This is a genomic window from Streptomyces sp. GL_148, assembly GCF_057834205.1.
Genome location: NZ_CM174396.1, coordinates 707,828 through 727,408 on the forward strand (window position 1 = coordinate 707,828; position 19,581 = coordinate 727,408).

14 protein-coding genes are annotated in these 19,581 nt (G+C 73.1%); 10 read left to right on the forward strand and 4 right to left on the reverse strand.

The window, feature by feature from the left end; genetic code table 11:
• Positions 1-19 precede the first annotated feature (19 nt).
• Together AC3IYI_RS03190 and AC3IYI_RS03195 are read left to right on the forward strand one after the other, a co-directional pair.
• On the forward strand, positions 20-514 hold the full coding sequence (locus tag AC3IYI_RS03190) for a MarR family transcriptional regulator (protein WP_489408746.1): 495 nt from the start codon (positions 20-22) through the stop codon (positions 512-514).
• 79 nt (positions 515-593) lie between these two features.
• Entirely contained in the window at positions 594-2,096 is a 1,503-nt protein-coding gene (locus AC3IYI_RS03195; protein ID WP_489408747.1) for a DEAD/DEAH box helicase, read from the forward strand.
• A gap of 81 nt (positions 2,097-2,177) precedes the next feature.
• Here the strand turns inward: AC3IYI_RS03195 and AC3IYI_RS03200 are convergent, their stop codons facing one another.
• The 3 genes from AC3IYI_RS03200 to AC3IYI_RS03210 all read right to left on the reverse strand — a co-directional run bounded on the left by AC3IYI_RS03200 (position 2,178) and on the right by AC3IYI_RS03210 (position 4,496).
• On the reverse strand, positions 2,178-2,696 hold the full coding sequence (locus AC3IYI_RS03200; protein ID WP_489408748.1) for a hypothetical protein: 519 nt from the start codon (positions 2,694-2,696) through the stop codon (positions 2,178-2,180).
• Positions 2,697-2,762: 66 nt separating this feature from the next.
• The gene (locus AC3IYI_RS03205; RefSeq protein WP_489408749.1) at positions 2,763-3,299 is read right to left on the reverse strand and encodes an SRPBCC family protein; all 537 of its coding nucleotides are present in this window, start codon (positions 3,297-3,299) and stop codon (positions 2,763-2,765) included.
• A gap of 54 nt (positions 3,300-3,353) precedes the next feature.
• On the reverse strand, positions 3,354-4,496 hold the full coding sequence (locus AC3IYI_RS03210) for an NUDIX domain-containing protein (protein ID WP_489408750.1): 1,143 nt from the start codon (positions 4,494-4,496) through the stop codon (positions 3,354-3,356).
• A gap of 286 nt (positions 4,497-4,782) precedes the next feature.
• Here AC3IYI_RS03210 and AC3IYI_RS03215 point away from each other — a divergent pair, with 286 nt between their 5' ends.
• The 8 genes from AC3IYI_RS03215 to AC3IYI_RS03250 all read left to right on the forward strand — a co-directional run bounded on the left by AC3IYI_RS03215 (position 4,783) and on the right by AC3IYI_RS03250 (position 18,487).
• A complete protein-coding gene (locus AC3IYI_RS03215; RefSeq protein WP_489408751.1) occupies positions 4,783-6,525 on the forward strand; it encodes a VanW family protein in 1,743 nt (580 codons plus the stop codon).
• Between the two features lie 105 nt (positions 6,526-6,630).
• Positions 6,631-7,146, forward strand: a complete 516-nt coding sequence (locus AC3IYI_RS03220) for a hypothetical protein (RefSeq protein WP_489408752.1) — start codon at positions 6,631-6,633, stop codon at positions 7,144-7,146.
• 152 nt (positions 7,147-7,298) lie between these two features.
• Positions 7,299-7,964, forward strand: a complete 666-nt coding sequence (locus tag AC3IYI_RS03225; protein WP_489408753.1) for an NAD(P)-dependent oxidoreductase — start codon at positions 7,299-7,301, stop codon at positions 7,962-7,964.
• A gap of 101 nt (positions 7,965-8,065) precedes the next feature.
• Positions 8,066-9,976: an RNA ligase family protein gene (locus AC3IYI_RS03230; protein WP_489408754.1), complete on the forward strand. Its 1,911-nt coding sequence runs from the start codon at positions 8,066-8,068 to the stop codon at positions 9,974-9,976.
• Complete coding sequence (locus tag AC3IYI_RS03235; protein WP_489408755.1) at positions 9,976-12,981, forward strand: poly(A) polymerase; 3,006 nt, start codon at positions 9,976-9,978, stop codon at positions 12,979-12,981. Before AC3IYI_RS03230 ends, AC3IYI_RS03235 begins: the two co-directional genes overlap by 1 nt.
• A gap of 323 nt (positions 12,982-13,304) precedes the next feature.
• Positions 13,305-15,494: a discoidin domain-containing protein gene (locus tag AC3IYI_RS03240; protein ID WP_489408756.1), complete on the forward strand. Its 2,190-nt coding sequence runs from the start codon at positions 13,305-13,307 to the stop codon at positions 15,492-15,494.
• Positions 15,495-15,626: 132 nt separating this feature from the next.
• Complete coding sequence (locus tag AC3IYI_RS03245; protein ID WP_489408757.1) at positions 15,627-16,700, forward strand: DUF1996 domain-containing protein; 1,074 nt, start codon at positions 15,627-15,629, stop codon at positions 16,698-16,700.
• A 53-nt stretch (positions 16,701-16,753) separates the two neighbouring features.
• Positions 16,754-18,487 (forward strand): discoidin domain-containing protein, encoded by a 1,734-nt coding sequence (locus tag AC3IYI_RS03250; RefSeq protein ID WP_489408758.1) that lies wholly within the window; start codon positions 16,754-16,756, stop codon positions 18,485-18,487.
• An 89-nt stretch (positions 18,488-18,576) separates the two neighbouring features.
• Here AC3IYI_RS03250 and AC3IYI_RS03255 read toward each other — a convergent pair whose 3' ends face one another.
• Complete coding sequence (locus AC3IYI_RS03255; RefSeq protein ID WP_489411864.1) at positions 18,577-19,494, reverse strand: NADP-dependent oxidoreductase; 918 nt, start codon at positions 19,492-19,494, stop codon at positions 18,577-18,579.
• Positions 19,495-19,581 lie beyond the last annotated feature (87 nt).

Sequence of the window (19,581 nt, forward strand, 5' to 3'; positions counted from 1 at the left end):
GATGCTAAGGAGTAACCGCGTGCACGGCAAGCCCCGTCCCGCGGCCACGGTCCAGGAGGCGCTGACGCGCATGGACCGGTACGTCGCCCTCGGCATCGTCGGCCAGCAGGAGGTGGCGCAGCTCCTGGGGCTGAACGTCACCGACCTGACCTGCCTCGGCCACATCCTGGGCGCCGGTCAGGACCCGCTCGGCGCGGGCGACCTCGCCGAGCTGACCAACCTCACCACCGGCGCGGTGACCGGGGTGCTCAACCGTCTCGAGCGTGCCGGGTACGCGAGCCGGCAGCCCGATCCCGCCGACCGGCGCCGGGTGCGGGTCGTCGCGGACCCGGCCGCCGCCGCGCGGATCTTCGCCGTCTACGAGCCCTTCTACGCCCGGCTCGGCGCGGTGTTCGCCGAATACACCCCGGACGAGATCGCCGTCATCGCCGACTGGTTCGGGCGGGCGACGGCTGAGGTCACCGCCCATCTGGACCGGGTGCGGGCCGGGGAACTGGGGCCGGTGGCCCCGTAACCCCGATGGTAAAATTTGCCTTTTGGCGACGTTCGCGTCGCACTCCCGATCATCTTGTGCGTCTCACGGAAGGTTCTGCATGAAGAACCCGTCACCTCATGGGCGCTTCGGCATCAAGCCCGGAGCGAAGGCAGGCCCGAAGGGCGGTGCGAAGGGCGGCGGGAAGACCCCCCGGACCCTCGGCCCCCAGGGCGAGTACTCAATGCCCCGGACGACCACGCCGGCGCTGCCGCCGGTGGAGTCCTTCTCGGAGCTCGGTCTGCCCCCTGAGCTGGTGACGACGATGGCCGACCAGGGGGTGGCGCAGCCGTTCCCCATCCAGGCGGCGACCCTCCCCAACTCGCTGGCGGGCCGCGACATCCTCGGCCGCGGGCGGACCGGCTCGGGCAAGACGCTGGCCTTCGGCCTGGCCATGCTCGCCCGTACCGCGGGTCAGCAGGCCGATCCGAAGCGGCCGCTCGCGCTGGTCCTCGTACCGACCCGCGAGCTGGCGCAGCAGGTGACCGAGGCCCTGGCCCCGTACGCGCAGGCCCTGAAGCTGCGCATGGCCACGGTCGTCGGCGGGCTGTCGATCGGCAAGCAGACGGGCGCGCTGCGCACCGGGGCCGAGATCGTGGTCGCCACCCCGGGGCGGCTCAGCGACCTCATCGGCCGGCGCGACGTGCACCTGGAGCGCGTGAAGATCGTCGTCCTCGACGAGGCCGACCAGATGTGCGACATGGGCTTCATGCCGCAGGTCACCGAGATCCTCGACCAGTGCCACCACGCCGGCCAGCGGATGCTGTTCTCGGCCACCCTGGACCGCAACGTCGACCAGCTGGTCCAGCGGTACCTGAAGGACCCGGTCGGGCACTCCGTGGACCCGCAGTCCGCTTCGGTGTCCACGATGGACCACCACGTGCTGCACATCCACGCCGCCGACAAGGTCTCGGCGGCGACCGAGATCGCGGCGCGCGAGGGCCGGGTGCTGATGTTCCTGGACACCAAGCACGGGGTCGACCAGTTCGTGAAGCACCTGCGGGCCATGGGCGTACGCGCCGAGGGGCTGCACAGCGGGAAGTCGCAGCCGCAGCGCACCCGGACGCTCGGGCAGTTCAAGGACGGCCTGCTGAACGTCCTGGTCGCCACCAACGTCGCCGCGCGCGGCATCCACATCGAGGACCTCGACCTCGTGGTCAACGTGGACCCGCCGGCCGACAGCAAGGACTACCTGCACCGTGGCGGCCGCACCGCGCGGGCCGGCGAGTCCGGCAAGGTCGTCACCCTGGTCACCCCGAACCAGCGGCGCGACATCGTCCGGCTGATGGCCGACGCCAAGATCCGGCCGACCATCACCCAGGTCCGCTCCGGCGAGGCCGCGCTGAGCCGGATCACCGGTGCGAAGGCCCCGTCCGGCGTTCCGCTGGCCGGCGCCGCGGCCACCGACGCCAAGGGCCGGCCCTCGGGCTCGGACCTCGGCTTCCGCGGGATCGGCACCCGGCCCGGGCGGCCCGGCAAGGGCAAGGAGTCCCGCAAGACCATCGAGGCCCGGCAGGCCGCCGAGGCCCGCGCGGCGGCACGGGTGCGACGGGGTACGAAGTAGTCGACGGGTACGAAGCGCACGACGGGAGGGCCGGGACCGCGGGTGCGGTTCCGGCCCTCCCGCGCATCCCGGGTCAGGAGTTCAAGCGGCCCGCCGCAGCAGCCGCTGCGCCGCCGCGTTGCGGACCCGGCGGGTCCGGGCGCCCGCGGCGAGCAGGCGCAGGGCCTCGTCGGCGTGCAGGGACTGGGCCGCCGTGCGCTGGCACCAGTCGGAGGCGGCGAGGAGCTCCGCCGCGGACCAGGGTTCGCCCCGCGTGACGGCCTTCAGCAGCGTCCACTCGCGCAGTCGGCGGGCAGCGAAGTGGCGGCCGCCCAGGGCCTCGCCCATGGCCCGCGCCCAGGCGGGGAAGTCCTCGTCGGCAAGCAGCCGGACCGCCCGCCGGTCGAGGTGCGTGACGACCGCGCTCTCGGCCATCACCAGGTCCGGATCGCGCAGGACGGCGGCCACGGCCTCGGCCTCGGCGGGCTCGCCGGACACGGCGGCCAGGGACTCCAAATGCCGGGCGTAGCGCCAGTGCTCGGACGGCGTGCCCGTCGGCGCGGTCCCCTCGGTCCGGCCCGTCGGGCCGCCCTGGCGTATCTGGTACTCGCTTCTCCCCATGCAGCCATTGCACACGACACCGGTGAACGTCAGGTTGTCAGGGTGCCATCAAGCCCGCCGCGGCCTTCAGGCGCGCGGGTCGTTGGCCTCGTAACCGCCGGAGCCCCGTTCGTTCGCGTGCCCCTGCTCGGGGAGCGGGGCGCCGGTCTCCAGGAGGGTCTTGAGGCTGGACGCCAGCATCGGCCAGGCGCGCCCGCACATGCCGATGAGGGTGCCGTCCGGTTCGAAGCCCTCGTGGAGGATGGTGAGCCGCGCGAGCGTGTCACCGACCGGCTCGATCTCGTACGTCACCTTCGTGCGCCGCTCGCGGGCCAGCTCGGCGCGCAGCTCCTCGCCGATGCCCACGGAGGCGGCCCACTGCGGGGTGAAGGTGTGCCAGGTGTAGGAGAGCAGCCGCTCCGGTACGCACTCGAGCACCACCTGCTCCGGATCGCTCGTCCGCGCCCCGCGCTCCACCCAGTCCATCGTCGAGCCCACCCGCCAGTCGGTCTCGAAGTCGAGTCCCCAGTAGCGGCGGGTGAACGCGGGCTCGGTCAGGGCCTGCCACACCCGTGCGGGGTCGGCCTGGACGTACACGGTGTAGGTGATCGCAGTCTCGCTCATCCCCTCATGCTGCGGGACCGGAGCCCGCGGACCGGGGATTGAGCCGCTCTGCGCTCACCAGTGGCAGCCCTCCGCCGGGATTTCCGTCGGTGGGGTGCGGGGCGGCGACGGAAGGGAGAGGTGGGCGCGGGCGGCGTGGACGGCGGCGAGCTCCTCGTGGCCCGCCGGGCCCCAGTCGCTGAGCTCGCGGACCTGTTCGGGGGTGGCCAGCAGCCGGGCGTACGCCGGGTCCGGTCCCGGGGGCAGCGCCGTCAGCCGGGCCGCGGTGCGCGGGTGGGCGCCCTGGTCGGCGTACCGGTACCCGAGCGGGAGCGCGGCCGCGGTACGGCCGACCGTCGGGGGCGGGAGGTGGGCTGCGCCGGTGGCGCGGGCGATGAGCAGCAGGACGCGTCCGTCGGGCGCGAAGAGCCAGCCGGCGGGATCCCGTGGCGTCAGGTGCGCGGGGGCCGGACCCTGGTGCCAGGTGCCGTGCAGCGGGACGCGGCGGCTGCGCAGGACGCCGAGCCGGTCCAGGGCGGTGGGGGTGGTGGGGCGGCCGTCTTCCAGCAGGGCGGCGCCTCCTCCGTTGATCCGGGCCCGCAGCGCGGACAGGGCGCGGCGGGCGTCGCCCGCGTCCATCAGGGCGGGCAGCTCGGCCGGCTCGGCGAAGTGGATACCGGTGATCTCCTGCGCGGGGAGGCGGACCGAGTCGATGCGGTCCCGGGTCCAGGTGCCGCCGTCGAAGACGTGCAGGATCTCACCGGGGAACCCCATCCCGGGCGGCATGCCGGGCGCGTCGGCCGGGATCCAGTCGACGGCGAGGCCGCGCGGGTAGCGGCCCTCGACTCCGAGCTCCTCGTACATCTCGCGGGCGGCCGCCGCGGCCGGTGCCTCGCCGGCGTCCACCGCGCCGCCGGGCAGCAGCCGGTCGGGGCGGTAGTCGACGCTCTGGACGAGGACGCGCCCGTCGGTATCGGTGACGAGGACGACCGCGCCGGTCCAGAGGGTGGCGCGGGAGGCCCCGTACTCCTCCGGGGTCATCCACGTGCCCGGACGCGCGGCCGGGGCTTGGGGCTGGGTCTGGGCCCTCTCCTGGGTCTGGGCCTGGGCCCTTTCCTGGGTCTGGCCCAGGTCCTGGTCGCCCTGGGCCTGGGCCTCGGGTGTGGCCGGGGATGCGCCCGTGTCCTGCGTCACGTCCTCGTCGGTCAGCTGCGGCATCGGACTCCATTCACATAGGGGCACCGCGGGGGCGCCGTGCGGCCCCGTCGCGCGGGCGTCGCGGGACCATCGCGCGGGCCTCGCGGGAGCGCTCCGCACGGGTGGACCCGCGCGCTGTGCAACAGCTCGGACGGCCTCCGGGTTACGAAGATCAGCACATTCCCCTTTGCCACCCCTATACCTCCTTATTACCTGGTTACACCGATCTTGCTACGTTCCCCAGGCGGACTGGCGGCATGAAAACCGCCGGTCCGACCACGTCACCGGACCGAGGAGAGACCCCCACATGCGACGCGCACCCCGTACGGGCACCCCGGCGACCACCGGCAAACGGTGGACCGTCCCGGGCGTGGCCGGCGTGGCCGGCGGCGTCGCGGTCCTCGGCTTCGGTGGGCTGTACGCCGCGGGCCTGCTGCTGGCGGGCGACGACGTGGTCTCCGGTACGAAGGTGCGCGGCATCGACATAGGCGGGATGAGCCGCGCCGAGGCCCGGCAGACCCTGAACCGCTCTCTCGGCCCGACCGCGGCGGCCCCGCTGGCCCTGCGGATAGGTGAGCGGACCGAGCAGGCGCAGCCCGCCACGCTCGGCCTGTCCCTGGACACCGGCGCCACCGTCGACCGGGCGGCCCGCTCCGGCTCCGACCCCGTCAGCGTGATCGGCCGGCTGTTCTCCTCCGGTGATCCCGAGGTGGAACCGGTGGTCCGGCTCGACGAGAAGGCCGCCCGCGCCGCCCTGGACGGGCTCGGCGCGAAGACCCGACAGGAGGCCCGGGAGGGCTCGGTCTCCTTCGAGAAGGGCAAGGCCAGGGCGGTGGCCCCGGTCACCGGTACCGACCTCGACGTCGACGGCTCCCTCGGCGTGCTCCGCTCGTCCTACACCGGGCCCGCGGCCGGGCCCGTCGTGCTCCCCGTCCGGAGCACGGAGCCCCGCATAGGGCAGCAGGAGACGGAGCGGGCGCTGAGGGAGTTCGCCGAACCGGCGGTGTCCGCGCCGGTCACCCTCACCGTGGAGGGCAAGCGCATACCCGTCGGCCCTGCCGTCCTCGCCAAGCACCTCACCCTCAAGGACGACGGCCGGGGCCGCCTCGCGCCCGTCCTCGACGCCAAGGCCCTGCTCGCCGCCCCGGAACTGGCCGGCCCGCTGCGCCGGGCCACGCCGGGCCCCGTGGAGGCGAAGCTGCGTACGGACTCCGCCGGGGCGGTCTCCGTCACCGAGGAGGGCCGGGCCGGACGCCGGGTCGCCGAGGAGGGTCTGTCCGCCGTCGTGCTGCCGCTGCTGACGCGGACGGGCGCGGCGGAGCGTACGGGCGAGGTCGCCACGCAGGAGGTCCGGCCGAGGCTCACCCAGAACACGGTCGGGCAGCTGGGCATCAAGGAGGAGGTGTCCTCCTTCACGGTCGACTTCGAGAAGGCCCCGTACCGCACGACGAACATCGGGCGGGCCGCTGAGCTGATCAACGGCTCGCTCGTGCTGCCCGACGAGACGTGGAGCTTCAACCGCCGCGTCGGCGAGCGCACGAAGGAGAACGGCTTCGTCGACGGCCTGATCATCAACAACGGCCAGTACGAGAAGGCCGCGGGCGGCGGTGTTTCGGCCGTGGCCACCACCGTCTTCAACGCGATGTTCTTCTCGGGGGTCAAGCCCGTCGAGTACGGGGCGCACTCCTTCTACATCGAGCGCTACCCGGAGGGCCGCGAAGCCACCGTGGCGTGGGGCAGCCTGGACCTGCGCTTCGCCAACGACTCGGGCAAGGCCCTGTACATCCAGGCCGAGGCGACCGACACCTCGATCACCATCACCTTCCTGGGAACGAAGCGGTACGACGAGATCCGCGCGGCCAAGGGGCCGCGGACGAACGTCAAGCCGCCCGCCACCCGCACTGACACCGGCCCGAAGTGCGAACCGCAGTCCCCGCTGGAGGGCTTCGACGTCGCCGTCGACCGGGTGTTCGTGAAGGGCGGGCAAGAGGTCAAGCGGGAGACGATGAAGACCCGTTACACGCCGAGGGACAGCGTGACCTGCGGCTGAGTCCTCCTGTCGGGGAGCCCGTACCACCCGTTCGGGTGAGTGCGTGCGGGTGAGCCGGCGTTCGTCGGGCAGGGTGGGCGGATGGAGTCGCGCCGGGGACCGAGGGTGCCCCTGATCATTGTCGCGCTGGCCGTGGCGGCCGGGTGTCTGAGCGGATGTGTGACCGTGGGCCCGTCCGGGTCGGGGGCCGTTCCCGGGCCGGGTGCCGTTCCCGGGTCGCAGGCCGTCCCCGGGCCCGGGACACCGCCCGCGCCGGCCGCGGTACGGACGGGCCTGCCGGGACCGGCGACCGAGGCCTGGCCTCTGGGGGCGCTGCCGGAGGGCGCGCAGGAGGCGGATGCGGTGCCGGTGGAGCCCTCGAATGCCCTGCCCGGGGCCGCCGTTGCCCCGCGCCCCGCCCAGCCCGCGGCGCCCGCCGCCCGGGTGCGGAGCCGGGTGAAGCCCGCCGTGCCGCGCCGCCGGGCGGAGCGGCCCCGGCGGGCCGCACCGAAGAAGCCCGCGGCACCCGCCGCGAAGGCCCGTGGCTCCCGGCCCGCGCCGACCCGTACGTACGACATGGCGCCGCTGTGCGCGGCGGCCCGGGGGACGGTGGACCCGGCCATCGTGGCGCTGTGCCATTGACCGCGTCCACTGACCGCGTGCCATTGACCGCGTGCCACTGACCTCCTCACGCTGACCGCGTGGCGCTGCCGGGTGCCGGAGGCGGGATTCGCTTGGATGGGCCCGGCGGACCCCGACCGGGGCCCCTCCAGCCTCCACCTCCAGGAGTGGCCATGGCGAAGATCGCTCTCTTCGGCGCGACCGGCACCGTCGGATCCCGGGTCATGCACGAAGCGCTCGGGCGCGGGCACGAGGTCACGGCCGTCGTGCGCGATCCCGCGCACTTCGCCGAGTCCGAAGCCAGCTCCGCGGATGTGACCGTCGTCCGCGGCAATGTCCTCGACCCCGCGTCCGTGACCCAGGCGGCGGCCGGGCAGGACGTGGTGGTCAGCGCGTACGGTCCGGGCTCCGGGGATCCCGGCACGCTCGTGAGCGCGGCGAAGGCACTGATCGGCGGCGTGCAGGCCCTCGGTGAGGACGGGCCGCGGCCGCGCGTGCTCACCGTCGGCGGGGCAGGCTCCCTGCGGACCCCCGGTGGACCCATGGTCTGGGACCTGCCCGGGATCCCGGCACCGGTGATCGCCGTGATGCACGCCCACGGGGACGCCCTCGACTTCCTGCGGACCGTTCCGGTGGACGAGGTCCACTGGACCAACCTCAGCCCCGCCGCCACGATCGAGCCGGGCACCCGGACGGGCACGTACCGGCTGGGACTCGACGACCTGGTCGTGGACGAGAGCGGAAACAGTCTGATCTCCACGGAGGACTTCGCGGTGGCCCTGCTGGACGAGATCGAGCGCGACGCGCACCCCGGCAAGCGGTTCACCGTCGGGTACTGAGACCCTGCCGGACCCGCCCCGCCGCCGATACTCGCTGGTCCGGGCGGGCTCCGCCTCCCTAGAGTGGCCGGGCACCAACCTCGGCCCGCAGGGAGCGGATCATGCGCACGCACTACCCCCGGACCCCGCACCTGCCCTGGTCTCCGGGTGCGACGTCCGACGACGTGCGGACCACCGGGCCCGGCATGCTGGCCGGGTTCGCCGGGCGCGAGGTCGTGGTCACCGAGAAGCTCGACGGCGAGAACACCACCCTCTACGCCGACGGCCTGCACGCGCGGTCGCTCGACTCGGGCCACCATCCGTCGCGGGCCTGGGTGAAGGGCCTGCAGAGCCGTATCGGCCCGGGGATTCCCGCCGGTTGGCGGGTGTGCGGGGAGAACGTCTACGCCCGGCACTCGCTCGCGTACGAGGAACTCGACGCGTGGTTCTACGGGTTCTCGGTGTGGGACGGCGACCACTGCCTGGACTGGGACCGGACGGTGCTCTTCCTGCGCGGTCTCGGTGTCCCGGGACCGCGCGTCCTGTGGCGCGGCGTCTTCGACGAGCGGGCACTGCGCCGCCTCCGGCTCGATACGGCCCGCCAGGAGGGGTACGTCGTCCGCACGACGGCCGGCTTCGAGCGCGCCGACTTCGGGCGGTGCGTGGCCAAATGGGTCCGGGGCGGGCACGTGCAGACGGACACGCACTGGATGTACGCCCAAGTGGTGGCGAACGGGCTCGGTCCGGCGGCCGCCCTCTGGGACGCCCGGTCAGGCGGGGATCCGGACGCGGCCGGGCTGCTCCGCGCGGTGGGAGCGGACACGGCGGCCCCGGCGGCGGGAGTCGAGGGGCTGATCGCCGAAGTGGCGGACCGCATCAACGGGTTGAGCGTGCGCAGGTCCGGCGAGGACCGGCTGGCCGGAGTCCTGGCGGCGGCCCTGCACGGAGTACCGCGCGCCGCGCTCGCGTCCCGGCTGGCGGCGGGCCCGCTCGGGATGGCCACCGCGCGGCGGGTCGCGGACCTGGTCGGGCTCTGCCCGGCGCTCCACAGGCCCTTCCCCTACCCGGACGCGGAACGGCGGGCGGGGCTCGTACGGATGACGGAGGCGGCCGATCTGGGGGTCCTGCACGCGCTGGCGGGGGCACTCTCCCGGTCCGGCGGCCCTCTCGGGTCGCCCGGGTCCGGCGAAGGAGCCGAGCGGGGCGACGGATCCGGCGAGTGCGTGGAGTGGTCCGCGCTGCACGCCGAGGAGGCGGGGCTGCTCGGTCCCGCGCCGCTGGAGCCGCTCCGGGCCGGGCTTCGAGAGGCGCTCGCCGGAGCCGGCATAGGTGACGGCGGGGATAGTACCGACGCCGACGCCGCCGATCGCTGCTGGGCCGAAGCGCGCCTCGCCTACGGCCAGGGCAAACTGACCGGCGCCGAGGAGGCGGTCGCGGCGACCTGGCGCTGGCGGGACGGCGCCTCCTTCCCCCGGCTGGTGCAGCTCTGCGGACCCTCGGGCAGCGGGAAGAGCACGTACGCCCGGAACCTGCCCGGCGTGGAGGCCTACATCAGCCTCGACGACCTGCGCGGCGCCCGGGGTTCCCGGGCGGACCAGCGCGTCAACGCGGACGTGCTCCGCGAGGGCCTCGACCGGCTGGACTCCGCACTCGCCTCGGCCGCGCGACGAGGGGGCACGGTGGTGTGGGACGCGACCTCCCTCACGGCCCAGCAGCGCGGACTGGCCGGCGCGGTCGCCCGGCGGCGTGACGCGCTGGTCACGCACGCCGTGCTGCTGGTCGAGGAGGCGGAGCTGATGCGCCGCAACTCCACGCGCGCGCACCCGGTGCCGGAGCAGGTGCTGACCGCGCAGCTGCGCCGGTTCGCTCCGCCGTATCCCGGTGAGGCGCACCGCACGTGGTACATCGGGGCGGGCGGAACGGTCGAGGACACGGCGGGCACGATCGGTGCGCCGGCTCGTACGGCAGTCCGTGCCACAGCCCCTACGGCGGCCCGTACGGCCGCCCGTACCGCCACCCGCGAGGAGGGCTGATGCGTACCAGCGAGGAGCTCTACCACCAGGTCCGCTGGGACCCCCGTTTCGATCCCGCCCGGTTCACGCTGGGACTGCTGCAGCGCGGAGCCGCGCCGAAGCGGATCCCCCTGCCCTCCTTCGTGCCCGGGGGCGACATCCCCTGGCACCGGGTGCTGTTCGTGGAAGCGGACGGCGAGCTGGTGTGGGACCGGGCGACGGGCGTCGACATCATCGACAGCACCGCGGCCGGGCGGGTCCGCGACCCGAGGCTGCTGCGGGCGCCGTTCTTCACCGCACGGACCCCGTACGCGTGGGACGCGTCCGGCGGCGGCGCGTGGCGGGCCGCGCCCGAGGGCGACACCCGCGCCCTGAAGCCTTCCCGCGTACGCCTGTTGACGTGGAACACCCTCTGGGACCGGTACGACGCCCCGCGCATCGCCACCGCACGGCGCAGGCCCTTGCTGCTGGCCGACCTGGCGGCGGCCGACGCCGATGTGATCGCGCTCCAGGAGGTGGAGCGCGAACTGCTCGGCATGCTGCTCGCCGAGCCGTGGGTCCGGGCCGGGTACACGGTCGCCGCGGACCCCCGCGGCCGGGACGTGGCGGAGAGCGGACTGCTGGTGCTGAGCCGCCTGCCGGTGCGAGAGGCGGGCGTTCACGTACTGGGTCCGCACAAGGCGGTCGTCGCCGTGACCGTGGACACCGCGGGCGGGCCTCTGGTGGTCGCGGCCACGCATCTCACGAGCGATCACACGGAGCGGGGCGCGGACCGGCGCACCGCCGAACTGGCAAGGCTTTCCGAGGGGTTGTCGGGAATCGAGGCGGCCGACGTGGCCCTGCTCGGCGACTTCAACGACGGCCGGTCGGGAGCCGAGGGTCCGGCCGCGGCGTTGGGCCTGCGGGACGCGTGGACCGAGGTGCACGGGGCGCAGGACGGGACCCCCACCTTCGATCCGATCGCCAATCCGCTCGCGGCGGTGGGGTCGTTGTCGGGTCGGGCGGCTCGCCTGGACCGGATCCTGCTGCGGTCGGCGGGAGTTCCCGTGGCGCGGGCCGCCCTGCGCGGCGACTCCCCCGCAGCGGACGGGCTGTTCATCTCGGACCACTACGGGGTCGAGGCCACCCTGGACTTCGACCCGGCCGCCGACGGAGGCGAAGGCCAGGGCGCCGAAAGGTCCGGGCGGCACGCGGTTCTGGACGTCCAGGCCACCGCCCGGACGGCGGTGGCCTGGCTGGCGCCGCGGGACGAGGTGGTGGAGGCGGTCCGTCGCGCACACGACCCGCAGGCGGAGCGCTGGCCGGCGCACGTGAACCTGCTCTTCGGCTTCGTACCGGAGTCCTCCTTCGAGGCGGCACTGCCCCTGCTGGCCGAAGCGGCTGCGGAGTCGGCCGAGTTCACGGCCCGGCTGGAGGGCGTGTACAGCTTCGGCCCGACCCTGTGGCTGGACCCGGCGGCGGCCGGCGACGCGCCGTGGCAGGAGCTCCGGCGGACGCTGGCGGCGCGGTTCCCGGGCTGCCGGGGCCGGGCCGAGGGTTTCACGCCCCACCTGACGCTGGGACGCAGCCCCGATCCCCAGCGTGCGGAAAGGGAGTTCGCGGCACGCCTCGGCGGCGGCCGGTCGGCGCGCGTGGGCTCGCTCGCCGTACTGTCGCGGCGCGGCGACGGCCCGATGGAGGTCCGGGCGACGGTCGAACTCGGCACCGGAAGGATCGACTGGGCACCGGAAGCGGCACGTCCCGCGTCGGCCCGGCCGGGCGGCGCGGAGTCGTCGCGGGACGGGGGCAGGGCCGGCACCGGCACCGGCACCGATGCCGACGCCGACGCCGTGGCCGACGCCACGGTCCGTACTGATACCGATACCGATGCCGGTACCGATGCGGGAGCCGACCCCACGGCCCGCGCCGAGACTCTCGCCGGGCGGATCGCGGCGGCACTCCCGGAGGGGGTCGTGCACGTGGCAGGCTCGCGTCGGATGGGCTGTGCGCTGCCGGACTCGGATCTGGACCTGGTCGCGGCCCTGCCCGGCGCCGTCGCCCTGACGGAGGTACGGGCGCGGGTGGCCTCGGCCCTCCCCGAGGCGGAGCGGCTCCGCGAGGTCACGGGCGCCCGGGTGCCGGGCCTGCGGCTGCGCGTGGCCGGGCTGGACGTGGACCTGGTGGTGATCGCCACCGGGCCGGTGCCGCCGGACCGGGCGGTCGCGCGGCGGGCGGAGCTCGGCGAGGCCGCGGCGGTGGCGCTGAGTGCGGTGAGCGACGCCGATGCGGTACGGGCCTTCGTGGGCCCGGAGCACGCGGCGTTCGCCCGGCTGGCGCGCGAGGTCAAGGCCTGGGCCCGGTGCCAGGGTCTGGACTCGGCGCCCTTCGGCGGGCTGCCGGGACTCGCCTGGTCCGTGCTGGCCGCCCACACGGTCCGCTCCGCCCCCGGCCTCTCCCCCGGCCCCCTGCTGCGCACCTTCTTCGCCACCTGGGCCGCCTGGGACTGGCGAGCCCCGGTGAGCCTTGCCCCGGCCACGGACCCGAGCTCTCGCGGGAGCGGCGAGGACGCGGTCACCGTGCTGACCCCCTCGGCCCCGGTGCGTAGCTGCACCACCCAAGTCGGCGCAGGAATGGCCGACTTGTTCACGCGGGAGCTGTTCGCCGCGTGGGAGACGCTGGAGGAGGACCCCTCGGCGCAGTTCGCCGTCGCCGTCGCCGCCCCGGCGCCCGCGCACCGTCGGCACGCCGCCTGGGCCGTGGTCACCGTGACGGGTTCCCGGCCACGGGACTTCGAGGACAACCTCGGGCGCATGCGCGGCCGGGTGCGTGCCCTGCTCGGCGCCCTGGCGGAGACGGGCCTCGTGGACGCCCACGCCTGGCCCCGGCCCTTCGAGCGGACCCCGACCCTGGCCCGCTACGCGATCGGGCTCGGCCACACGCCGCCGGACGCGAGCGCCCTGGCGGCCCTCACCGCACCCTGGTCGGCGACGCTCGCCGGCACTGAGGTCAACTGGGCCGACTGCGGCACCGTCCCCACTCTGCCCTGACGACAAGTAACGAACGCACGACAGCACCGGGCCGTCCATCGGGCCCCACTCTCCGAACGTGGCGAAGACTCGGCCAGAGCTCCGCCCCGCCGTAGCGGGCACGGCGAGACGGAGCGGTCAGAGCCTCAGTAGAGTCTTGCGAAGTTTTTTCGTCAATACTTTTCACAAGGATTGAAGAAACCCCAAGTTCACAGGCCTGATGCGTGTTTGACACGTCGTTGGATCTTCAGTTCATGAACGTTCAAACCCTTGACGGCCCCGGCGCCGGGCAGTTCACTCACGCTTCGATCCCCCCGGATCCACAACGTCAGGAGTAGCCCCGCATGCCCCTCCTCTCCGCTCACCCGCCCCACCCATCGCGCCGCCCCTCGCGTCCGTCCCGGCTGACCGTCGCCTCCCTGGCGGCCGCCCTGGTCGCGGCCCTCCTCGTACTCCTCCCGGGCACGGCGGCGACCGCCGCGCCCACACTGCTCTCGCAGGGCAAGGCCGCCACCGCCTCCTCCATCGAGGGCGCCGGCACCCCCGCCTCCGCGGCCGTCGACGGCAACAACGGGACCCGCTGGTCGAGCCAGTTCGCCGATCCGCAGTGGATACAGGTCGACCTCGGCGCCGCCGCCCAGCTGAGCCAGGTCGTCCTTCGCTGGGAGACCGCCGCCGCCAAGGCGTACCGCGTCGAGCTGTCCACGGACGGCGCGAACTGGTCCACGGCCTACTCCACGGCCAACTCCACCGGCGGCGTCCAGACCCACGACATCACCGGCAACGCCCGCTACGTCCGCGTGTACGGCACCCAGCGCACCACCGGATACGGCTACTCGCTCTGGGAGTTCCAGGTCTACGGAACCACCGGGGGCACCGGCCCGACCCTCCCCGGCGGCGGTGACCTCGGCCCCAACGTGATCGTCTTCGACCCGTCCACGCCGAACATCCAGGCCAAGCTGGACGAGGTCTTCGCCCAGCAGGAGTCGGCGCAGTTCGGCTCCGGGCGCTACCAGTTCCTCTTCAAGCCGGGTACCTACAACGGCCTCAACGCCCAGATCGGCTTCTACACCTCGATCTCCGGACTCGGACTGAGTCCGGACGACACCACCATCAACGGGGACGTGACCGTGGACGCGGGCTGGTTCGGCGGCAACGCCACCCAGAACTTCTGGCGTTCGGCCGAGAACCTCGCGCTCAACCCGGTCAACGGCACCAACCGGTGGGCCGTCTCCCAGGCCGCGCCCTTCCGCCGGATGCACGTCAAGGGCGGCCTGAACCTCGCCCCGTCCGGCTACGGCTGGTCCTCGGGCGGCTTCATCGCCGACTCGAAGATCGACGGCCAGGTCGGCAACTACTCACAGCAGCAGTGGTACACCCGTGACAGCTCCATCGGCGGCTGGTCCAACGGCGTCTGGAACCAGGTCTTCTCCGGCACCCAGGGCGCTCCCGCGCAGAGCTTCCCGGAGCCGCGCTACACCACCCTCGACACCACCCCGGTCTCCCGCGAGAAGCCTTTCCTTTACCTGGACGGCTCCGAGTACAAGGTGTTCGTCCCGGCCAAGCGCACCAACGCACGCGGCACCTCCTGGGGCAACGGAGCGCCGCAGGGCACTTCGGTCCCGCTGAGCCGGTTCTACGTGGTCAAGCCCGGCACGAGCGCCGCGACGATGAACCAGGCGCTGGCCCAGGGCCTGCACCTGCTCTTCACCCCGGGCGTCTACCACGTCGACCAGACCATCCAGGTCAACCGTGCGGACACGGTGGTCCTGGGCCTCGGCCTCGCCACCATCATCCCGGACAACGGGGTGACGGCGATGAAGGTCGCCGACGTCGACGGCGTGAAGCTCGCCGGCTTCCTGGTGGACGCGGGCCTGGTCAACTCCCCCACCCTGCTGGAGGTCGGCCCGGCCGGCGCCACCACGGACCACGCGGCGAACCCGACGACCGTCCAGGACGTCTTCATCCGCGTCGGCGGCGCCGGCGCCGGCAAGGCCACGGTCGGCATGGTGATCAACAACCACGACACGATCGTCGACCACACCTGGATCTGGCGCGCCGACCACGGCGACGGGGTGGGCTGGGAGACCAACCGCTCCGACTACGGGTTCCGCGTCAACGGTGACGACGTGCTGGCCACCGGCCTGTTCGTCGAGCACTTCAACAAGTACGACGTGGAGTGGAACGGCGAGCGCGGCCGCACGATCTTCTTCCAGAACGAGAAGGCGTACGACGCCCCCAACCAGGCCGCGATCCAGAACGGTTCGGTCAAGGGGTTCGCCGCCTACAAGGTCACCGACTCGGTCAACACCCACGAGGGCTGGGGCCTGGGCAGCTATTGCTTCTACAACGTCGACCCGACGATCCGTCAGGACCACGGCTTCCAGGTACCGGTGAAGCCCGGCGTGAAGTTCCACGACATCCTCGTCGTCTCGCTCGGCGGCAACGGCCAGTACGAGCACGTCATCAACAACACGGGCGCTCCGACCTCGGGCACCTCCACCATCCCCTCCACCGTGGTCTCTTTCCCCTGATCCACCCCTGACCCCCGGTTCGCGGGGCGGCCCACCGGCCGCCCCGCGTTTTCCGGGCCACGCGAGAGAGCGCTCTCCCAACCCGGGCCTCCCTCCCCCAGCCTCACCCCCACCCCCAAATGGAGCTGAACGATGGATCTCCGACCGCGGACCCTGTCCGCATTCCTGGTCTCGGCGGCCATCGCCGTGACCGCGGCCGCCGGTCTCGGCGCCACCGCGCTCACCGCGCAGGCCACACCCGACTCCGGCGCCGTCCACATGAACATGAACCACGCCGCCGTGGCCCCGCTCGCCGGTGGCGACGACCCCGACGGTGACGGCTACATCCTGGCCGTTCCGCAGGTCACCGGCGTGACCCCGTCCTGGAACAACCCGCCGGACCGCTACTTCCACGAGTTCCAGGCCAACTGCTCGGTCACCAAGACGGCACCGGACGACCCGATCGTCTACGCGGGCCGGCCCGGCGCCTCCCACGACCACACTTTCATGGGCAACACCGGCACGAACGCCAACAGCACCACCGCCTCGCTCAGCGCCGGAAGCACGGCCTGCACCGCGGTCGGCGACCTGTCCGGCTACTGGATGCCGACGCTCTTCAACGGCAGCCAGAAGGTCCTGCCCACCGGCCCCCAGGTCATCTACTACAAGACCGGGGTCACCGACTACACGAGCGTGCGCCCCTTCCCCAAGGGTCTGCGGTTCCTCGTCGGCAGCCCGACCCAGACCGCGGCGGAGTTCCGCGGGCACAAGGGCTGGGTCGAGGGCTGGGAGTGCGGCGACAGCTTCAAGAACACCGAGTTCCCGGCGAACTGCCCGGCCGGAACCCAGCTGAACATCCGTATGCAGTCGCCCAGTTGCTGGGACGGCAAGAGCCTCGACACACCGGATCACAAGGCGCACATGGCCTACCCGGTCACCAAGCCCGGCAACAACGACAACGTCTGCCCCTCCTCCCACCCGGTCGCGGTCCCGATGGTCGAGTTCAAGATAGCCTTCCCCGTCAGCGGGGACATGTCGCAGGTCAGGCTGTCCAGCGGGTCCGGTCACTCCTTCCACTACGACTTCTTCAACGCGTGGGACGAGCGCACCCTGAACGCCATGGTCGAGCAGTGCATCAAGGGTGGCCTGCAGTGCAACAACCGCGGCTACGACCAGTACCACCCGGAGGCCGGCACCGTGCTCGGCCCCGACGGCCGCCTCCCGTAGTCCTCCCCCCTCCCCTCACTCCCTCCCCCACTCCCTCCCGAGGAGGTTCCTGCATGCTCACCCGCATGCGCAGCACCGTGGCCACCGCCGCCCTGCTCGCGGGCGCCGTCACCCTGGTCCCCGCCGGACCGGCCCAGGCCGCCGGCAGCGTGGTCAAGGTGGCCGGCTCCCAGGGCAACTGGCAGCTGACCGTGAACGGTTCTCCGTACCTCGTCAAGGGCGTCACCTGGGGACCCTCCCCGGCCGACGCCGCGCGCCTGCTCCCCGACGTGAAGTCGCTGGGCGCCAACACCATCCGCACCTGGGGCACCGACGGCAGCAGCGCCCAGCTCTTCGACGCCGCGAACGCGAACACCATCAAGGTCGTGGCCGGCTTCTGGCTCCAGCCCGGTGGCGGTCCGGGCAGCGGCGGCTGCACGAACTACGTCACGGACACGACGTACAAGAACAACATGCTGGCCGAGTTCACCAAGTGGGTGCAGACCTACCGCGACAACCCGGCCGTCCTGATGTGGAACGTCGGCAACGAGTCGGTGCTCGGCCTGCAGAACTGCTACTCCGGCACCGAGCTGGAGAACCAGCGCAACGCGTACACGACGTACGTGAATGACGTGGCGAAGGCCATCCACCGCATCGACGCCAACCACCCGGTCACCTCCACCGACGCCTGGGTCGGCGCCTGGACGTACTACAAGCGCAACTCCCCGGACCTGGACCTCTACGCGGTCAACGCCTACAAGGAGGCCTGTGGGGTCAAGCAGGCCTGGCAGCAGGGTGGTTACACCAAGCCCTACATCATCACGGAGACCGGTCCGGCGGGCGAGTGGGAGGTTCCGGACGACGCGAACGGCGTCCCGCTGGAGCCCGGCGACCAGGCCAAGGCCGACGGCTACACCAACGCCTGGAACTGCGTCACCGGGCACGGGGGCGTCGCCCTGGGCGCCACGGTGTTCCACTACGGCACCGAGTACGACTTCGGCGGGCACTGGTTCAACCTGACCCCGGCCGGGGAGCGCCGCACGATGTACTACGCGGTCAAGCGCGCCTACGGGGGCAACACGGCGGGCGACAACCTCCCGCCGACCGTGTCCGTCCCCTCCGTCCCCGACCCGGGCGCCGTCCCGGCCGGCAAGGAGATCACCATCCAGGCCCCGGCGACCGACGCCGAGGGCGACCAGCTCGCGTACGAGGTGCTCTGGGGCAGCAAGTACGTGGACGGGGGCGGCGGGCTGATCTCGGTGCCGTCGACCCACCTGGGCAACGGCACGCTCAAAGCCACGGCCCCCGCGAAGACCGGCGCGTGGAAGCTCTACGTGAAGGCCAAGGACGGCCGCGGCAACGTGGGCGTCGGGCAGCGCTCGGTGAAGGTGGTCCCGCCGCCCGTCTCGGGCACGGACGTGGCGCTGAACCGGCCCACGACCGCCTCGACCTTCCAGAACGACGGCTACGGCGGCTGCCCGTGTGGTCCGCAACTGGCCACCGACGGCAACACCACCACGCGCTGGGCGACGACTTGGTCCGATGCCCAGTGGCTCCAGGTGGACCTGGGGTCGGTGAAGCAGCTGAGGCACGCCCAGCTCGTGTGGGAGACCGCGTACGGCAAGGCGTACACCATCAAGGTGTCGGACGACGGCCAGAACTGGCGGACTGCTTACGCCACTTCGAACGGTGACGGCGGCATCGACGACTTCGGCATCTCCGCGTCGGGCCGGTACGTACGCCTCGACCTGACCCAACGGGGCACCGGCTACGGCTACTCCCTGTTCCACTTCGGCGTCTACGCCTGATCCCTGGCCCGACGCCCCGCACGCCCCGCGCGCCGCCCGAACCTGACCCGGGCGGCGCGCGGTTGTGCGTGCGGGAGCCTGCGTCCGGCTCAGACCTCCAGGACGATCTTCCCGGCGGTGTGGCCCTCGCGGCTGAGCTCGAAGGCGGCCGGGAGCTGCGCGAGCGGGAAGGTCTCGGCGACGGGGACGGTGAGCTGCCCGGCGTCGGCCATCCGGCCCAGCTCGGCGAGGTCCGCGCCGACGGGGCGCACCCACATCCACTGGCCGCCGGCGCCGAGCACGGTGTGGTCGGCGATGGAGGCGTGCCGGCCGCCCTCGGCCAGTACCGCCAGGGTGGTCTCGAGGACTCCCCCGACGAAGTCGGCGACGACGGTGACCCCGTCGGGCGCCAGGGCGCGGACCCGGTCCGCGAGGCCGTCGCCGTACTCGACGGGCTCGCAGCCCAGCTCGCGCAGCCGGTCGTGGTTGCGCGGGGAGGCGGTGCCGATGACGCGGGCCCCGAGCGCGCGGGCGATCTGCACGCCGAGGGAGCCGACGCCGCCCGCGGCGCCGTGCACGAGGACGGTGTCCTCCTTGCCGGTTTCCAGGCGCGTCAGCAGCTGGTACGCGGTGAGGCCTGCGAGTGGCAGCCCGGCGGCCTGCTGCCAGGTCAGGGAGGCGGGCTTGGGCGCGAGGGCCCGTACGGGCACGGTGACGAACTCGGCGAAAGTGCCGCCGTGGACGTAGTCCTTACGGGCGTAGGCGATCACCTCGTCGCTCGCGGTGAACTCGGGGGTGTCGATGCCCGCGTACTCGACCGTCCCGGCCACGTCCCAGCCGGGGACGACGGGGTACACGACGTCCATCAGGCCGTCGAGCCCGCCCGCCATGATCTTCCAGTCGACGGGGTTGACGGCGGCGCACCGGACCCGGACGAGGACCTCGCCGGGGCCGACCTTGGGCACCGGGATCCGGGTTTCGGAGAGCACCTCCACTCCGCCGTACTTGTCGTACGTCATCGCCCGCATGGTGCCCTCTTGGTCCTCGGACATACCTTTCGCCTCTCCCTGAGCCGGTCGCGTGCCCCCGCCCCCCATCCCACCACGAAGAGCCGC